The 16771-nt window shown below is 71.0% G+C and carries 15 protein-coding genes; 12 read left to right on the top strand and 3 right to left on the bottom strand.

Translation table 11 applies throughout. The features are described 5' to 3' along the window. The first annotated feature begins 2 nt into the window (after positions 1-2). The 4 genes from ACWGIC_RS12105 to ACWGIC_RS12090 all read left to right on the top strand — a co-directional run bounded on the left by ACWGIC_RS12105 (position 3) and on the right by ACWGIC_RS12090 (position 4531). Entirely contained in the window at positions 3-1265 is a 1263-nt protein-coding gene (locus tag ACWGIC_RS12105) for a cytochrome P450 (protein WP_452075923.1), read from the top strand. Continuing rightward, positions 1265-2431 (top strand): nucleotide disphospho-sugar-binding domain-containing protein, encoded by a 1167-nt coding sequence (locus ACWGIC_RS12100; RefSeq protein WP_452075922.1) that lies wholly within the window; start codon positions 1265-1267, stop codon positions 2429-2431. Before ACWGIC_RS12105 ends, ACWGIC_RS12100 begins: the two co-directional genes overlap by 1 nt. Beyond that, a complete protein-coding gene (locus ACWGIC_RS12095) occupies positions 2428-3636 on the top strand; it encodes a cytochrome P450 (protein ID WP_452075921.1) in 1209 nt (402 codons plus the stop codon). Before ACWGIC_RS12100 ends, ACWGIC_RS12095 begins: the two co-directional genes overlap by 4 nt. Positions 3637-3703: 67 nt before the next feature. After that, complete coding sequence (locus tag ACWGIC_RS12090; protein WP_452075920.1) at positions 3704-4531, top strand: phytanoyl-CoA dioxygenase family protein; 828 nt, start codon at positions 3704-3706, stop codon at positions 4529-4531. A gap of 31 nt (positions 4532-4562) precedes the next feature. On the opposite strand, the gene ACWGIC_RS12085 is transcribed toward ACWGIC_RS12090, so the two are convergent. After that, the gene (locus tag ACWGIC_RS12085) at positions 4563-5534 is read right to left on the bottom strand and encodes a UbiA family prenyltransferase (RefSeq protein ID WP_452075919.1); all 972 of its coding nucleotides are present in this window, start codon (positions 5532-5534) and stop codon (positions 4563-4565) included. Between the two features lie 69 nt (positions 5535-5603). Between ACWGIC_RS12085 and ACWGIC_RS12080 the strand changes: the two genes are divergently transcribed. The 6 genes from ACWGIC_RS12080 (at position 5604) to ACWGIC_RS12055 (ending at position 12974) form a co-directional block, all read left to right on the top strand. Further along, positions 5604-6767, top strand: a complete 1164-nt coding sequence (locus ACWGIC_RS12080) for an FAD-dependent monooxygenase (RefSeq protein WP_452075918.1) — start codon at positions 5604-5606, stop codon at positions 6765-6767. Between the two features lie 110 nt (positions 6768-6877). Further along, positions 6878-7636 (top strand): methyltransferase, encoded by a 759-nt coding sequence (locus tag ACWGIC_RS12075; protein WP_452075917.1) that lies wholly within the window; start codon positions 6878-6880, stop codon positions 7634-7636. Positions 7637-7691: 55 nt separating this feature from the next. Next, positions 7692-9647, top strand: coding sequence for a KedN5 family methylcobalamin-dependent radical SAM C-methyltransferase (locus ACWGIC_RS12070; protein ID WP_452075916.1), 1956 nt, complete (start codon positions 7692-7694; stop codon positions 9645-9647). Beyond that, a complete protein-coding gene (locus ACWGIC_RS12065; protein ID WP_452075915.1) occupies positions 9644-10690 on the top strand; it encodes a polyprenyl synthetase family protein in 1047 nt (348 codons plus the stop codon). The genes ACWGIC_RS12070 and ACWGIC_RS12065 overlap by 4 nt, the downstream gene beginning before the upstream one ends. A 44-nt stretch (positions 10691-10734) precedes the next feature. Further along, positions 10735-11937 carry a cytochrome P450 gene (locus ACWGIC_RS12060; RefSeq protein WP_452075914.1) on the top strand — a complete coding sequence of 401 codons (1203 nt, stop codon included), beginning with the start codon at positions 10735-10737 and terminating at the stop codon, positions 11935-11937. Continuing rightward, complete coding sequence (locus tag ACWGIC_RS12055) at positions 11934-12974, top strand: methyltransferase (RefSeq protein ID WP_452075913.1); 1041 nt, start codon at positions 11934-11936, stop codon at positions 12972-12974. The genes ACWGIC_RS12060 and ACWGIC_RS12055 overlap by 4 nt, the downstream gene beginning before the upstream one ends. A 94-nt stretch (positions 12975-13068) precedes the next feature. Here ACWGIC_RS12055 and ACWGIC_RS12050 read toward each other — a convergent pair whose 3' ends face one another. Further along, positions 13069-13284 carry an MbtH family protein gene (locus ACWGIC_RS12050; protein WP_452075912.1) on the bottom strand — a complete coding sequence of 72 codons (216 nt, stop codon included), beginning with the start codon at positions 13282-13284 and terminating at the stop codon, positions 13069-13071. 31 nt (positions 13285-13315) lie between these two features. Beyond that, the gene (locus ACWGIC_RS12045) at positions 13316-14407 is read right to left on the bottom strand and encodes a ParB/RepB/Spo0J family partition protein (protein ID WP_452075911.1); all 1092 of its coding nucleotides are present in this window, start codon (positions 14405-14407) and stop codon (positions 13316-13318) included. Between the two features lie 288 nt (positions 14408-14695). Here ACWGIC_RS12045 and ACWGIC_RS12040 point away from each other — a divergent pair, with 288 nt between their 5' ends. Then, entirely contained in the window at positions 14696-15796 is a 1101-nt protein-coding gene (locus ACWGIC_RS12040; RefSeq protein WP_452075910.1) for a CaiB/BaiF CoA transferase family protein, read from the top strand. 23 nt (positions 15797-15819) lie between these two features. Beyond that, positions 15820-16740 (top strand): ornithine cyclodeaminase family protein, encoded by a 921-nt coding sequence (locus ACWGIC_RS12035; protein ID WP_452075909.1) that lies wholly within the window; start codon positions 15820-15822, stop codon positions 16738-16740. Positions 16741-16771: the final 31 nt, after the last annotated feature.

Genomic DNA, 16771 nt, shown 5'->3' with positions numbered 1-16771 from the left:
CGATGTCCGACCTCTCCGGAGGAACGCAGGCACCGCCCGCCACGTCCCGGCGGCCGCCGCCGGTCGAACGGTTCCGGCCCGCCGACCTCGACGGCTTCGACTGGCGCAAGCTGCGCGCGACCTGTCCGGTGTCACCGGTGGCCGGGCCGGACGGCTCGCGCGTCTGGCTCGTCAGCCGCTACCAGGACATCCGCAAGGTATTGAGCGGCCCGGCTTTCAGCGTGTCGCCGATCGACCCCGAAAGCGGAACCGGCACCGCCGAGGCGAACGAGTCGATTTTCCAGGACCCGCCGGAGCACACCCGCCTGCGCGGCCTGGTGGCCGGCCCGTTCGCGGCGAGCCGCGTCGAGAGCTGCCGGCGTTCCGTCCGCGCCAAGGCCGGCCAGTTGCTCGCCGAGGCGGGGGCCGCTGCCGGACCGGTCGACGTGATGGCGGATTTCGCGAAACCGCTCACGATGAACGTCATCTGCGAGGTGGTCGGCGTGCCGGAGCCGGACCGGGCGATGTTCCAGCGGCTGTCCGACCAGCTGCTCGTGCCGTTGTCGGAGGCACAGGGCGCGGTGGCGATCGCGGGCTGGAAGCAGCTCAACGACTACGTGCGCGAGCTGATCGCGCACCGCCGCCGCACGCGCGGGACCGACGGCTCCGACCTGCTCGCGCACCTCATCCGGGCCCAGCGGGAGCAGGGCGCGGTCGACGACGTCGAACTCGCCACGATGGTGCTCGGCCTGCCGGTCGCCGGGTACGTCAGCACGGCCAACGCGATCTCCGTGGCGGTGCGCTACCTGCTGGAGTTCGGGTGGCTGGCCCGGTTGCGCACCGCGCCGGACGGGCCGGACCTGCGCGCGAAGTTCGTCGAGGAGGTGCTGCGCGTCCAATCCGGCGAAAACGGCGAGTCGATGCCGCGGTTCGCCGTGCGGGACGTCCGGATCGGCGAGGTCGCCGTCGGCAAGGGAGACCAGGTGGTGGCCCCGCTCGTGGCGGCCAACCGGGACGAGGAGCTGTTCGCCGATCCGGACGTGTTCGACCCGCGGCGGCCCGGGCTGGCCAAGCACCTCGCGTTCGGGTTCGGCGTCCACCGCTGCCTCGGCGCCAACCTCGCCCGGCTCGAACTCCAGGTCGCCGTCGACGCGCTGGTCGGGTGCGGACTGGAGTTCCGGATGCTGGAAGCGTGGAAAGCGGTGCCATGGAAGCAGAACATGCTCGGCGACCGCTTCCCGGAACGGATGCTGGTGCGGGCGCGCCCGGCGGGCGGGGGTGCCTGATGGGACGGCAGGTGCTGTTCGCGTCCGTCCCGGCGTGGGGCCATGTCTACCCGGTGCTCGCCGGTCTCGCCGAGCTTGCCCGGCGCGGGCATCGCGTGCGCTGTCTCGCGTCCGGGAGCTTCGCGGCCGAGGTCGGCAAGGTCGTCGAGGTGGTGCCTTACGAGTCGCCGATGGACTCCGCGCAAGCGGACCTGGCCGACATGGGCAAGGTGCTGCCGTTGCTGCTGGAGGAGACGCGGGCCTCCTACGCGGCGCTCGGCCGGGCCGTTGACGAACACCGACCGGACGTGCTCGTGTCGGACGTGCTGGCGACGTCGGGGTGGCTGCTCGGCCGGGCGCGCGGCGTCCCGGTGGTCCGCACGTGGCCGGTTTTCGCGTCGAACTCCGAGTTTTCGCTGCACCAGGACTACCAGTCGCGAACGGACACCGGCGAGTCGATGTCCGCGTTCTTCGGTGCTGCGGCGGGGTTTCTGCGGGAGATCGGCCTGTCGTCCGAGGTGTCGCCGGAGGAGTTCTTCGACAACGAGGCCGAGCGCAACATCGCGTTGTTTCCTCGCGAACTCCAGCCGCGCGGGGAAACGTTCGGCTCGCGGTTCACCTTCATCACGCCGTGCGTGCGGCCCGCCGAGCAGTCGCCGGAACTGGCCTGGTTGCGCCAAGCCGAGCCGCTCGCGGTGGTTTCGCTCGGCACGGTCTTCACCGGAAACCTCGATTTCTTCCGCGCCTGCGTCGAAGGAGCCGACCGGCTGGGCTGGCACACCGCCGCCGCGCTGGGCGCCAAGGTCTCCCCCGCCGACGTCGGCCCGGTCTCGGAACGCGTGCTGCTGCGGGCGAAACTCCCGATGATCGACGCGCTGCGGCACGCGTCGGCCGCGATCACCCACGGCGGGCTGACGAGCACGCTGGAGGCACTGGCGCAAGGCGTTCCGGTGCTGATCGCGCCGCAGATCGGGGAACAGCGCGCCGTCGCGGACCGCGTCGAAGCGCTCGGCCTCGGCGTCCGGCTGACCGAGCCGTTCACCTCGGACCAGCTGGCGGACCTGCTCAAGCGGGTCACCGACGACGCCGCCATGGCCGGGCGGCTGGCCCGGTTCCGGCAACGGCTGCGCGGCGGACAAGGCGCGGGCGAGTTCGCCGACGCCGTCGAGGAAGCGTTCCCGGCATGACCGAAACGACGGAGGCGACAAAGGACCGCCTGGCCGGACCGCTGCCGGACTATCCGTTCGGGCGCGACTCGATCATCGACCCTTCGCCGGAGCTGGCGCGGCTGCGCGAGTCCGCACCGATCCGGAAAGTCCGCACCGTGGCGGGAACCGAGGCGTGGCTGGTCACGCGGTACGCGGAGGTGCGCGCGGTGCTGAACCACCCGGCGTTCGGCACGCAGTACCCGGGAACGATGCCCGCCGCGGACGAGAACAATCTCGCGGCCGGGTTCATGTTCCTCAAGGACCCGCCCGAGCACACCCGGTTGCGGCGCAGCGTGAGCCGGGCGTTCACGGCCCGCCGGATCTCCGAAACGCGCGAGCGCGCACAGGAGGTCGCCGACGGCCTGGTGACCGCGATGCTGGCCGAGGGCGGCGTAGTCGACGTGCAGGAGGCGTTCGCCTATCCGCTGCCGATCGCGATCGTCAGCGAACTGCTGGGCATTCCGGCGGCGGACCGCACGCGGTTCCGCGGCTGGGCGGACGTCGTGCTCCGCTCGGCCGGCGGGTCGGCCGAAGACCTCGGGACGGCTTTCGCGGACCTGCAGCGGTTCGTGGTCGACCTGGTCGCGGCGAAACCGGACGGCGGGGATCTGCTCAGCGACCTGGCCCGGGAGTCCGCCGGACCGGACGGGCTCAGCAGGCTGGAGATCTCCTCGATGGCGATGGGCCTGCTGATGGCCGGTTACGTCACGACCGCGTCGGCGATCGCGCACGGCCTGCTCCGGCTGCTGGGAAACCCGCCGGTGCTGCGCGCGGTCCGGACCGGCGAGGCACCGATCGGCGAGGTGGTCGAGGAACTGCTGCGGCTGCAGGACGAGGAGGTCGGCATCCAGCGGATCGCGCAGTCCGATGTGGACATTTGCGGGGTGCGGATCGCCGCGGGCGAGACGGTCATCGCGTCGCGGGTGGGAGCCAACCGCGACCCGGCGGAATTCGCCGACGCCGAGGCGATCGTCCCCCACGCCGGACGCAGCCCCCACCTCGCGTTCGGACACGGCATCCACCACTGTCTCGGCTCCGCGCTCGCCCGGATGGAACTGACCGTCGGGCTGGGCACCCTGCTCTCCCGGATCCCCGGCATCCGGCTCGCCGGTCCGCCGCACGAGGTGCGCTGGCGGGCCGAGGGCATGGACGTCAGCATCGAGCGGCTTCCCGTCACCTGGTGAACTCCTCGTCCGGGGCTGGGCCTCTCGCGTCACCACGGCAAAACCGAATCGGAAGGTGGTTCACCACATGGACAGCATCGTCCCGCGGCTGGCCCGGCCCTACGACACCGCGGCGATGGACGCGGCGTTCCGGGAGGAGGGCGCGGTCGTCCTGTCGGGCGCGTATTCCGGCGAGGAGTGCGACACCTACGTCACCCAGGTGCAGAAGTACCTCGCCGAGAACCCGGACGAGGCGGAGTACGCGGCCAACTCGCTGCTCGCCCAGTTCCAGGGCGACACCTCGGTCACGCTGCACCAGCTGATCGGCACCGTCCCCAGCGCGGCGGACATGGTGCTGCACCGGGACATCGTCAGCGCCGCCCGCCGGCTGCTGAAGCCGTTGTCGGACACGATCCTGCTGATCATCGCCGAATACATGTGCCGCAAGCCCGGCGCACCGCGCCAGGAGCTGCACCGCGACACGTTCTCGTGGCGGCACGCCCCGTACGGGGAGAATCCGATCGCGCTCTCGGTGATGTGCGCGATGAGCGACTTCACCGCCGAGAACGGGGCGACCTGGGTGGTGCCGGGCGCGCACACCGGTTCTCCGCTCGACCCGCCGCCGGACTGGAGCGAAGCGGCTCAGGTCGAGATGGCGAAGGGCGACGCGCTGCTGTTCCGCCAGGACCTGTTCCACGCGGGCGGCGCGAACACGACCGAAGCGGACGAGCGGCAGATCCTCTCGTTCGGATTCCAGGTGGGCTGGCTGCGCCCGGTGGAGAACAGCCTGCTGAGCGTCCCGCCGGAGAAGGTCGCGGAGCTGCCGTCCGAACTGCAGGAACTGCTGGGCTACTCGCACGAGCTGGTGCTCGGCCTGTACAAGGGCGGGGATCCGAGGAACGCGCTGAAGGTCTGAATTCCGCGGGTGCGGGACCCGGCGGGGCCGTTCACCCGCCGGGTTCGTACCGCGTCCGCATCAGCCGCCGGGCCAGGACGGTCAGCAGCAGCGACGGCACCCCGATCGCCAGCGCCAGCCCGGCGCGACCCGCCGCTGCGATCAGGAAGGTGCCGAGAATGATCCGCTCGACCACCACGATTTCGTGGGCCCGCACGCTCACCGCGCGGGCGATCGGCCGAGGCGCGCGGAGCACGCTGCGCAGCGACACCCAGCCCAGCGCGATCGCGACGGAAAGCGGCACGCAGTAGGCCACCGGATCGACCCGGTCGCCGAGCACCGCCAGTCCGGCCAGCGCCAAGGCGACCCAGCCGGCGTAGAACCCGGTCAGGCCGCGGAGAGTCGCCTCGTCGCCGCGCTGGACCGGATAGGTCAGGCAACCGCCCCGGCGGTCCCCGTCGCGGTCGCACAGCGCGCCGAGGAGATTCGACCCGGAGTCGTGCACCCAGAACATCAGCGACAGGACGACCAGCTGCGGCGCGGGCAGCGGCTGCACAGTCATCGAGCCGTAGAGCACCGTGAGCGCGCTGGGCAGGCCGCGGCTGGCGTTGCCCCACAGCCCCTTCCCTTTCAGGCACCGCGCGTACGCGATGCCGAACACCGTCGCCGGTATCGCGAGCAGCACGGTCAACGGATTGACCACCACCGCCAATAGACCTGCCGCGCCGATGAGGGACACCATCGCGTTGCGCGCGGTGAGCGCGCGGATCCGGCCGGACGGTATCGGCCGATGCGGTTTCGTGAGACCGTCGAGCTCTCGATCGAAATAGTCGCCGCCGTACAGCGAAGCGAGCCAGGCGAGCGTCGGGACGAACCAGGCCGGAAACAGCAGCGTGAATCCCGCGTCCGGCCGGGTGAGAATCGCGCCGCTCACCCCGATGGCACCGGCGTAGAAAACAGTGTCCGGGCGGCACGCCTCGACATGGGCGAGCATCCGGGCCTTCAGGGAATAGGCGCTGTGCATGATCCGGAAGGTAACAAGAACAACTGCTGTTCGGCGGCATCCGGATCGACGGCGAATGGAGAGTGCCGAATGGCTTCCTCGGCGAATGTGATCGGCGCCGGAATCGCGGGGCTGTCCGCCGCCGCGGCACTGGCCGGCCGCGGGTGGACCGTGCGTGTCTTCGAACGCGGCCCGGAACTGCGCGCCGCGGGCGGCGGGATCGGCATCACCCCCAACGGGATGCTGGCCCTCGACGCGATCGGCGTCGGCGACGCGGTGCGGGCCCGGTCCGTCGTCCAGCAGGAGGGCGGGGTGCGGGCGCCCAGCGGCCGGTGGATCGCGCGCAGCTGCCTGCGTTTCGTCGAAGAGCGGTACGGCGAGCCGATTCGCGCCCTTCCCCGGTCCGATCTGGTCACGGCACTCGCGGACGCGCTGCCGCCCGGCACCGTCCAGTTCGGAGCGCGCGCTGAACCGCGCAGCGCGGGCGACGCGGATACGCCCGCCACGATCCGGGTGAACGGGGCCGAGCTGGAATCGGATCTCGTAGTAGCCGCCGACGGCATCCGCTCGGCGGCCCGCCGCGCGCTGCATCCGGGACACCCCGGGCTGCGGTGCACCGGCGCGGTGAGCTGGCGCTGCGTGGTGCCCGCCGAAGGACTCGAACTGGCGGCGGCGGAGACCTGGGGAGCAGGACTGCGGTTGTCGATCCTGCCGCTGCCCGGCGGGCTCGTGCACTTTTCCGCGCTCGCCAAGACAACCGGACGCCACCCGGCGAACCCCGAGGACGGTCCGGTCCCGCTCTTCGGGCACTGGCACGAGCCGATCCCCCGGCTGCTGGAACGCTCGGCACGGGAGGTGCTGTTCTTCGACCGGATCGAGGAACTGGCGCGTCCGGTCGACCGGTTTTTCTCCGGCCGCCTGGTCCTGACCGGCGACGCGGCGCACCCGATGACGCCCAACGCGGGCTCGGCGAACCTCGCGCTGGAGGACGCGGTGGAACTCGCGCACGCCGCCGGCCCGGGCCGGTCGTGGAACGAACTGCGGGCGGGCCTCGTCCGCTACGACGCGAGCAGGCGGCCGCGCGCCGCCCGGCTGAGCCGGATGTCGCGGTGGATGGGCCGGTTCGCCGAACTGTCCTCGCCCGCGGCGGTGGCCGCCCGCACCGGCGGCGTGTGGCTCGGCGGATTCCTTCCGGAAACGGTTTCCCGGCGTTCGATGGACGCCATTGTCCGGTGGGCGCCGCCGATCGGCTGACCGGGACGGCGTTCGCCGCGATTTTATTGCGCGGCACGAATGGAGCTGTTTGACTTCGGTTGCTTTCTTCTCCGCGACTGCCGGAAATTCCTACGCGAAGACGGGACAGAATGGAAACGCGGGATTTCGAACTGCGCATCGGCCGGAACATCATCGGCAAATACCGTGGGGACCGGAACCGGCCGGCGGTCTTCTCCTCGGCCGGTCTGGAATGGGATCTGCTCGACGAGGTGTGGCCGCCGACCTATTCGCCGGGCGGCGAACTGTTCGCCGGCCGGATTCCGTTCGGCGGCATGTCCTCGTTTCTGGAGATGGGCTGCGGAACCGGGATCATGTCGGTGCTCGCGGCCCGGGCGGGGGTCGAGCGCGTGCTCGGGCTGGACATCAACCCGGCGGCGGTGCGCAACACCGAGCTGAACGCGGAGCGGCACGGGGTCGCCGGCCGGGTCTCCGCAAGGGAGAGCGACCTCTACTCGGCGATCGGGCCGGACGAGCGGTTCGACGGGATCTACTGGAACCCGCCGTTCCTGAACGCGCCCGGGGACCGCGTGGACTCCTCGGTCTGGGACGAGACGATGTTCGACCCGGATTACGCCAAGCTGCGCCGGTTCCTCGCCGAAGGCCGCGCACTGCTCACCGCGCGGGGCAAGGTCTACCTGTGGTTCGGCGAGGCGCTGGGCAATCCGGCGCTGGTCGGCGACCTGGCCGAAGAAACCGGCTACGACCTCGGCGTGCTCGCCAAGCTCGAAATGGCCGAAATCCCCGAGGCGCTGGCCGATGCCTTCCCTGCGGACCTGATCGGCGGGGACGGGGGCCAGGACGCGGCCTGGCATCTGCACTTGCTGGAGCTGAGCCCCCGGCAATCCTAGGCGGCGAACCGCCGTCCGCCTTCAGAACCGTCGACCAGCACGAGGGGAATCAGCAATGTCGGATCGGCCGCTTCGGGTCTGGCTGGTGCAGCAGGGAGTCTGGGCGATGTCGCTCGAATCGATGCCGCTGGCGTCGGGCTATCTCAAGGCGACCGCGCTGCGGGACGAACGCGTCGCGGCCGCCGCGGAGATCGAGATCCGCAACTTCGACGGCGGGGCCACGCTGTTCGGGATGGCCAACGAACTGTTCGCCGACGGGGCGCCGGACGTGCTCGCGTTCTCCGTGCTCGGCTGGAACTACCGGGAGTTCGCCGCGCTGGCCGAGACGTTCAAGCACCTCAACCCGGACGGCTGGGCGGTTTTCGGCGGCAACCACGTCTCCGGGCAGGCCGAGCGGGTCTTCGGCATGCACCCGTACGTGGACGTCGTGGTCAACGGCGAGGGCGAGTTCACCTTTCGCGACCTGCTGCTGGCCCGCCTCGACCGGACGCCGGTGCGGTCGCTGCACGGCGTCGACGGCATCTCGTTCCGCGACGAAACCGGTGCGGTGACGACCACAAAGGACCGGCCGCGCATCGAAAACCTCGACGACATCCCCTCCCCGTTCCTCACCGGCGCGATTCCCCTGACCGGCAAGGACGGCCGGTTCCGCTACGACGTCGCGCTGCTGGAGACCAATCGCGGCTGTCCCTACAAATGCTCGTTCTGCTACTGGGGCGGTGCCGTCGGCCAGCGGGTCCGCGCGTTCTCCCGCGAGCGGCTGCGCCAGGAGATCGAGATCTTCGCCCAGCACGAGGTGCACACGCTGGTGCTGTGCGACGCGAACTTCGGGATGCTGCCGATCGACCTGGAATTCGTCGAGGACGTCATCGAAAGCCGTGCCAGACACGGCTATCCCAAGAGCATCGAGACGTCGTGGGCGAAGAACAAGTCCGCCGTGTTCTACAAAATCGTGAAGGCGATGAAGGACGCGGGGCTGCATAGCTCGTTCACCCTCGCGCTGCAGACCCTGGACGAGGACACGCTGGACCTGATGAACCGGCGCAACATGAAGGTCAACGACTGGGAAAGCCTCGCCGAATGGCTGGGCAAGGAGGGGCTCGACTGCTACGCCGAGCTGATCTGGGGCGCGCCCGGCGAAACGGTCGAGACCTTCATGAAGGGCTACGACCGGCTGGCCGGCCACGTGTCGCGGGTCGCGGTGTACCCGATGCTGATCCTGCCGAACACCACCTACCACGCCGAACGGGAACGCTTCGGCCTCGTCACCGTGCGCGGCAACACCGACGACTTCGAGTACCTGCTGTCGCACGACACCATGTCGCCGCGCGACAACCAGTACATGCACCGCTTCATCTTCGTGTCGCGGCTGATCGCCGAGAACCCGGTCTTCCGCTACGTCTGGGGCCCGATGCGCGTCCTCGGCGGGATCACCCAGTCCCAGCTGATCCGGTCGCTGATGGACTTCTTCGAGAACGATCCGCATCCGGGCACCGAACCGTTCCGCTCCGGCATGGTCAATTCGTTCACCGACTCGGACGTGCTGGCCCCGGTGGTCGCCCTCCTCTACGGCAGCGAAGAGGCGAAGGACATGCTGCGCCGCTGGTGGCGCGAATCCGTGCTGCCGCTGGTTCCGGAAACCGCTCGGTCCATTGTGGACACCGTCTTCGAGTTCGACCTGATCACCCTGCCCGCCTACACGCTCCCGGGCCGCATCCCCTCGCCCCGCCGCGCCGGCGAAACTCTGCCCGAGGCCGTGATCGACGGCGAGCGCTACTACGTGCGGCGCGACATCTGGAAAGGCTTCGACGTGCCCGCGTTCACGCTGGCGCTGCTGCGCGAAGAGCCGTGGGAGCACCTGCTCGCCGACACAGTCAGCTCCGTCTATTACAAGGTGGGCGCCGATCGCTTCCTGCCGTCGACCAACCACGAGGAAATCATCTACTACATGGGCAGGCTCGAAACGCAGCTGGCGCGGCGCGAGTCCCTCGCCCAGGAGGGACGACGATGACTGTTCAGGCAGCGGCGGAGACCGCGGAAGGCGGCGCACGAGCGTTCGCCCGGTTGCCCGGCTCCGGCGTCCCCGCCGCGCTGGTCGAGAAGATCTGCGACCGGCTGGCCGAACGCTGGCGGGCCGAGACGAGCCTGCTCGGCACGATGTGCGCGGAGGCGCTCGTGCCGTCCGGCAAGCTGTTCCGGCCGATCCTGCTGCTGGAATCGGCGCTGGCGGTCGGCGGCGACGCCGAGGTCGTGCTGCCCGCGGCGGTCGGCGCGGAGTGCGGGCACGTGGCGAGCCTGGTGCACGACGACATCATCGACAAGGACGACCTGCGCCGGGGCAGGCCGTCGGTGCAGCACAAATTCGGGGCGGACAACGCGATCCTCGCCGGGGACGCGTTGATCTTCGACCTGTTCATCGCGCTCGCCGAATGCCGCCGCACCGGAGCCCGCGACGACCGGATCGTGGCGGCGCTCGAGGTCGTCGCCCGGTGCGGCATCGACCTGTGCCGCGGCCAGAGCCTCGAAGCGGAACTGTGCGAACGGAGAGACTTCGACCTCGACGCCTACCTGACCGTGGTGCGGCTGAAGACCGCCACGCTGTTCAAGAGCGCGTGCGAATGCGGCGCACTGCTGGCCGGCGCGGACGAGCGGATGGTGCGGACACTGGGCAGCTACGCGGAAAACCTGGGCTGCGCCTTCCAGATCCAGGACGATCTGATGTCCTACACGCGGGAGGCCGACGTGATGGGCAAGCCCGGCACCAGCGACGTCCGCAACGGCAGGGTGACGCTGCCGGTGATCCTGGCCTACCAGGCAGCCGCGCCCGACGACCGCGCGGCGGTCGCCGAACTCCTCTCCGGCGACGGCGATCCCGCTGTCCGCCGGGACCTGCTCGTATCCATTATGGACCGTACCGGCGCACTGACCGCCGCCGGTGCGCTGGCCAGGAAGTACTCGGAGAACGCCGTCGCCATGGCGAGCAGGCTGCCGTTCACCGCGAGCCGCGGCCGGTTGTGCGGCTTCGCGCGGGCGGCCGTCGAACGGGAACGGTGACCATCCGATGCTTCTCCGGACGGGAAATTCCCTTGGACGACACCATGACCCAGCGCGCTGACCTGCCGACCAGCCCCTTCGCCCGGCCGGACCTGCTCGCCCTTCCCCCGGCGCTGCGGGAGATGCGGGACCGGTGCCCGGTGTCCCGGTTCCGGACCATGGTCGGCGACGAGGCGTGGATGGTCACCGGGTTCGACGAGGCGAAACGGCTTTTCACCGATTCGCGGCTGACCCGGTCCCACCCCGATCCGGAGAACGCCCCGAAGGTCACGCATTCCGCGCTGGTCGACGGTTCCGGCTGGGACTACGAGGACAATCAGTCCGAATTGGACAACGAGGCCGCGATGCACGCCCTGCTGTCCAAGTGCTTCTCGGCGAAGCGCATGGCCGCGCTGACGCCGTGGATCGAAGAACTGGTGGACCGGCTCCTCACGGCCATGGCGGAGCACGGCGCCCCGGCGGATCTGATCGAGTCGCTCGCCGGGCCGCTTCCCGCACTGGTCATCTTCGAACTGCTCGGCGTCCCGCGCGCCGAGCACGAGCGCTTCCTGAAGTGGTCGCGGCAAAGCGCTGACGCCGCGGACTCGCGGGCCTCCGGTGCCGCTGCGGAAAAACTCTTCGCCGGGATGAGCGAACTCCTGGAGCGCAAGCGGGCGGAACCGGCCGAGGACGTGCTGTCGGATCTCGCCGCCGCGTGCACGTCCGGCGCGCTGACGATGCCCGAGGCGAGCGCGACAGCGAGCGGCCTGCTGTTCGCCGGGAACTCGACCACCGGCGACGTCATCCAGTGGGGTGTCCTGCACCTGCTGGCCAATCCCGGGCAATCCTCGGCGCTGCGCCGGGATCCCGCGTTGCTCGCCTCCGCCGTCGAGGAAATCCTCCGCCGCCGGATGACCGGCGGGGACACTCTCGCGCACTACGCCGCAACGGACATCGAGATCGGTGGAGTGACGATCAAAGCGGGCGAAGCCGTCGTGATCAACTTCGTCGGGGCGAACCACGACCCGCGCACGTTCCCTCAGCCCGAACAATTCGACATCGCCCGGAAACCCAATCCGCACTTGGCTTTCGGGCACGGCAGGCACCTGTGCGTCGGCCGGAACCTGGCGCGCGCCGAACTGCGGGCGGTGTTCGGCAGGCTCTTCGCGAAGTTCCCAGCCTTGCGCCTCGCGGTGCCGGTGCGGCAGTTGCGACCGAACGACAATCCGATCGTCGGCGGCCTGCGCGAATTGCCGGTGGCGTGGTGACCGCGCACCGGCCGGACCGAGAGGCAGCGACGACGGCACAGGAAGACGCCGCTCGGCTGGTGAATCTGGTGTTCGGTTTCGTCCCCGCGCAGATCGTGCGCACGATGGCGACCCTTGACCTCGCCGACCGGCTCGCCGACGGGCCCGCTTCGCCGGAAGAGCTGGCGAAGCTGACCGACTGCCACGCACCGTCGCTTCGGCGGTTGCTCCGCGGCGCTGCTTTCGTGGGCCTGCTCGCGGTGAACGAAGACGGCGCCTATGAACTCACCCCGGCCGGGCATCTGCTGCGCGCGGACGTACCGGGCTCGGTGAAGCAGCTGGCGGTGTACTTGACCGGCGAACCCACCTGGAGCGCCTGCGGGAGCATCGAACACACCGTGCGCACTGGGCAGCCCGCGGTGGACCACGTGTCGGGTTACGCGTGGCTGGCCGAGAACCCCGCGGCGCAGGCCGAGTTCTACGAATCCTGCGCGGCGGTGGCACGGCAGGACGTGCCGCAACTGGTCGAAGCCTTGGACCTGTCGGGCGTCCGCGATCTCGTCGACTTGGGCGGCGGCAACGGCATGCTCATGGCCGGGCTGCTGGCCGCACACCCCGGGCTCCGCGGCGTCGTCTTCGACCAGCCAGCGGGTCTTGCGAACACTCGCCACGTGCTGCTGGAGGCCGGGGTCACCGACCGTTGCGCGCTGACCGCCGGGGACTTCCTCGCCGATCCGCTTCCGGACAGACGCGACGCCTACGTGCTCAAAAACGTGCTCTGCGACTGGGGCGACGACGACGTCGTCCGCATCCTGCGAGGCTGCGGTCAGGCGATGCGCGCCGACAGCACGTTGTTCGTGCTCGACATGGTCCTTCCGGAGGGGAACGCCGCGCCCGATCCGGTGGCCGCGATGAGCGACCTGTGCACGCTCGCCTGCGGCGGCGCCGTCCGGACCGAGAGGGAGTTCCGCGACCTCTTCGCCGCGGGAGGCTTGCGGTTGGCGGAGGTCAGCGGGGGCGGAGGCGCTACCCGCATCCTGCGTGCGGTCAAGGCTTGAGCGCGGCGCCCGGACCGCCAGCACAGTCCTCTTCGGACACTTCACGCGGAGACCACGCCCCGGACTTCTCAGCGCCTCAGCGATCCCGCCGGGATCACCGGGCCTGGTTCATCGCCTCGATCAGGGACTTCGGCCGCAGATCGGTCCAGTTCGCCTCGACGTAGTCCAGGCAGTCCCGGCGGCTCGCCTCGCCGTGGACCTTCGTCCAGCCGCTGGGGATCCCGGCGGAGGCGGGCCACAGCGAGTGCTGCCCCTCTTCGTTGACCAGCACCAGAAACACGCCGTCTTCCTGATCGAACGGATTGCTCATCGTCAGCGCCTTCCTCGCGGGTCCGCCCTTTCTAGCGAATCGCCGCGGGCGGGTTCCAGTGTTCGGCCGGCCGGTCGTCCTCCAGCAAGGCCGCGAGGTCCGACCACGCCGCGGCGTACATCCGCGCGAAGTTCGCCACCGGCGACGCGCTGTGGCTCGGCACCGACCGCGCGTGTCCCGCCCACTCCCCCATGCCCGCGGCGTGCCGGTCGAGCCATCGCAGCAGGCCGCGGCCGGTTTCGGTGAACCGCAGTGCCGGGTCCCGCTTCATCTGCTCCAGCGACTGGCGCAGTTCCGCCGCCGACGCCTGCCAGGCGCGGCTCTCGGCGGGCCGCCGCTCGCGGGCCTGCCGCTGCGCGGGGACCGGATCGTCCCCGGCCGCCAGCCGCCGTCGCACGTCCTGCACGGTCGCGGGCGAGATCCCGGCCCGCCGGGCGATCGAGCGCAGCGAGGCCTGCGGCTCCTCCGCCAGCAGTTTCCCGGCCAGGCGGCGGCCCACCGCCGCGTTGACCGGACGGCGGCGGCCGTCCCGTCCCACCCGGGCGTTCGACTGCCGATCCTCGTCGGTCGAACGCTCGCGCAGCGCGGCCACGGTGCCCGCGGCCAGTCCGGCCGCCGCCGCGATCCGGCGGTTCGACCAGTGCGGGTGCGAGGCGAGGATCCGCTGCGCCGCCGCCCGCCGGTCGGCCCGCGTCAGCGGCAGCCCGTGCGCGGTGTTGAGGCACACCGACAGCACGAACGCGTCCGCTTCGCTGCCCTGGTAGCAGTGTGCCTCAAGGTGCGTGGTTCCGCGCAGCAGCGCCGCGCGCACCCGGTGCGCGCCGTCGATCACGCGCATCGACGGGACGTGCACCAGAATCGGCGGCAGCTCGCCGCCCGCTTCGGCCAGGGATTCCGTGTGCGCTTCGTTTTCGCCCGCCCGCCGCGGCGAACCCGCGACCGACAGCGCGGCGACCGCCACCAGCTCCACCGGGCAGCGCCCGAGTTCGGCCCGGACCCAGTCCGCGCAGGCCCCGGACACACCGCTGCCATCCGCCCGCACCATCAGCACCCCACAGGAATTGTCGCGCCACAGAACATGAATGGAAAACTCGCGGTGCACGGAAACCGGCGGAAGCGACACCGGCGCTCGTCCGGCGACCGACCCCGGGCCCCCAACCCAGCCATGTCCCCTCGGGCCCCCAGGCCACCCATGTCAAGGCATACTGACAATCCGAGATTAGCAACGGAATTCTCGCCCCCGCAACAAGACGGAAGTCCCGCGCGCGGCGCCGCCGCACCGCGAATCGCTGGGCTGTCCGAGTGATCCGGCCCCCGGGGAAAGGGCCGCGCCGGTCCACCCTGGACACGACGCGCGGGCTCGGCTAGGAACGGGGACAGGACAATCGACTGGGGCGAAGGGAAAACCGCCGTGACCGCACCGACCGGCCCGCTGGCCGGCCTCCGGGTGCTCGAACTGGCCGGGCTCGGGCCCGCGCCGCACGCCGCGATGCTGCTGGCCGATCTCGGGGCCGACGTGGTGCGGGTCGACCGGCCCGGCGGCGGGTTCGACGTCGCGGGCGGACGGCCGGACCATCTGCTGCGCGGCAGGCGGGCGCTGGTCGCGGACCTGAAATCGGCGGCGGGGCTCGATCTGGTGCGCCGTCTCGCCGTCCGCGCGGACGTGCTGCTCGAAGGATTCCGGCCGGGCGTGGCCGAACGCCTCGGCGTCGGCCCGGACGACTGCCTCGCCCGCAATCCCCGGCTGGTCTACGGCCGCATCACCGGCTGGGGCCGCACCGGGCCGCTCGCCGACCGCGCCGGCCACGACATCAACTACCTCGCGCTGACCGGCGCGCTGCACGCGATCGGCACCGGCGACCGCCCCGCGCCCCCGCTCAACCTGATCGGCGATTTCGGCGGCGGTTCGCTGTTCCTGGTCGCCGGGGTGCTCGCGGCGCTGTGGGAGCGGGAGCGCTCCGGGGCCGGCCAGGTGGTCGACGCGGCGATGATCGACGGCGCCGGGCTGCTCATGCAGATGATCTGGATGCTGCGGGGCTACGGTTCCTGGCAGGACGAACGCGCGGCCAACCTGCTCGACGGCGGCGCGCCTTTCTACGACACCTACACCTGCCGCGACGGCCGCTGGGTCGCCGTCGGCGCCATCGAACCGCAGTTCTACCGCGCGCTGCTCGAAGGTCTCGGCCTGGACACCGAAGACCTGCCCGGCCAGCAAGACCGCGAAGGCTGGCCGGTGCTGCGCGCGCGGTTCGCCGGCGCGTTCGCCGCGCACCCGCGCGATCACTGGGCCGAGGTCTTCGAAGGCACCGACGCCTGCGTGAGCCCGGTGCTCTCGCTCGACGAGGTCGCCGAGCACCCGCACAACCAAGCGCGCGGCCGGTTCTTCACCCGCGACGGGATCCGGCAGCCCGCCCCGGCGCCGGAGTTTTCCCGCACCGTCCCCGGCGTTCCCGCCGCTCCCCCGCCGCCCGGCGCGCACCACGAAGCGGTGCTGCGCGACTGGGCCGCCTGAAGCCGTCCGGAAGAGGAAAACCGATGCCCGCACTGGGGAACTACAGCGCCGACGACGTCCGCGCCGCGGTCGGGATGCCCGCGGCCGTGGGCGCGGTCCGCGAGGCGTTCGCCGACCTGGCGGCCGGGCATTTCTCCCAGCCGCCCCGGCTCGTCTTCGGCACCGACGAGCAGGCGGTGCTGGTGATGACCGCGCACCACGCTCCCAGCGGCGCGGCGGTGGTCAAGACCGCGGGCGTGGTGCTCGACCGCGACCCGGCAATTCTCGCGACTCTCGTGTGGACGGACGACGGCGGCCAGCTCACTGCTGAGGCGGGCGCGGTCACGGCCCTGCGCACCGGTGCCGCGGCGGGCGTCGCGACGGATCTGCTCGCCGCGCCGGACGCGACCGGGCTCGCCCTGCTCGGGGCCGGAGCGCAGGCGGCCGACCAGGTCCGCGCGGTGCTGGCGGTCCGCAAGATCAGCGAGCTGAGCGTGTGGAACCGGAGCGCGCAGCGGGTGAGTCCGCTGCTGGACGTGCTGGCCGCCGAGTTTCCCGGGTTGCGTGTACAAGTAGCGGCGAGCGCCGCCGAGGCGGTGGCCGACGCCGACGTGGTGTGCTGCGCGACCTCGGCCGAAGACCCCTTGTTCGAGCTGTCCGCGTTGCCGGAACGCGTCCACGTCAACGCGATCGGCTCGTTCCGGCCGTCCATGCGGGAGCTCCCCGCCGAGTTGCTGGCCACCGCTTCGACGGTGCTGGTCGACCAGTTCGACGCGGCCGCCGGAGCCGGGGAAATCCGGCACGCGCTGGACAACGGGCTGCTGGAGCGCGAAAGCGTGCTCGAACTCGGGGACGCGTTGTCGAAGCCGCCAGAGGCGACCGGGCGCACGGTGTTCAAATCGGTCGGCGTGGCCGCCCAGGACTGGGCCGTCGCGCGGTTGCTGGCACAGCACGCGCGCCGCTGAGCAAACGCCGCCAATTCGCTTTTTTATCAGT

It is taken from the genome of Amycolatopsis sp. NPDC054798, assembly GCF_053611505.1.
The sequence above is the reverse complement of the archived record's forward strand: the minus strand, read 5'-3'. Positions and strand labels throughout refer to the sequence as shown.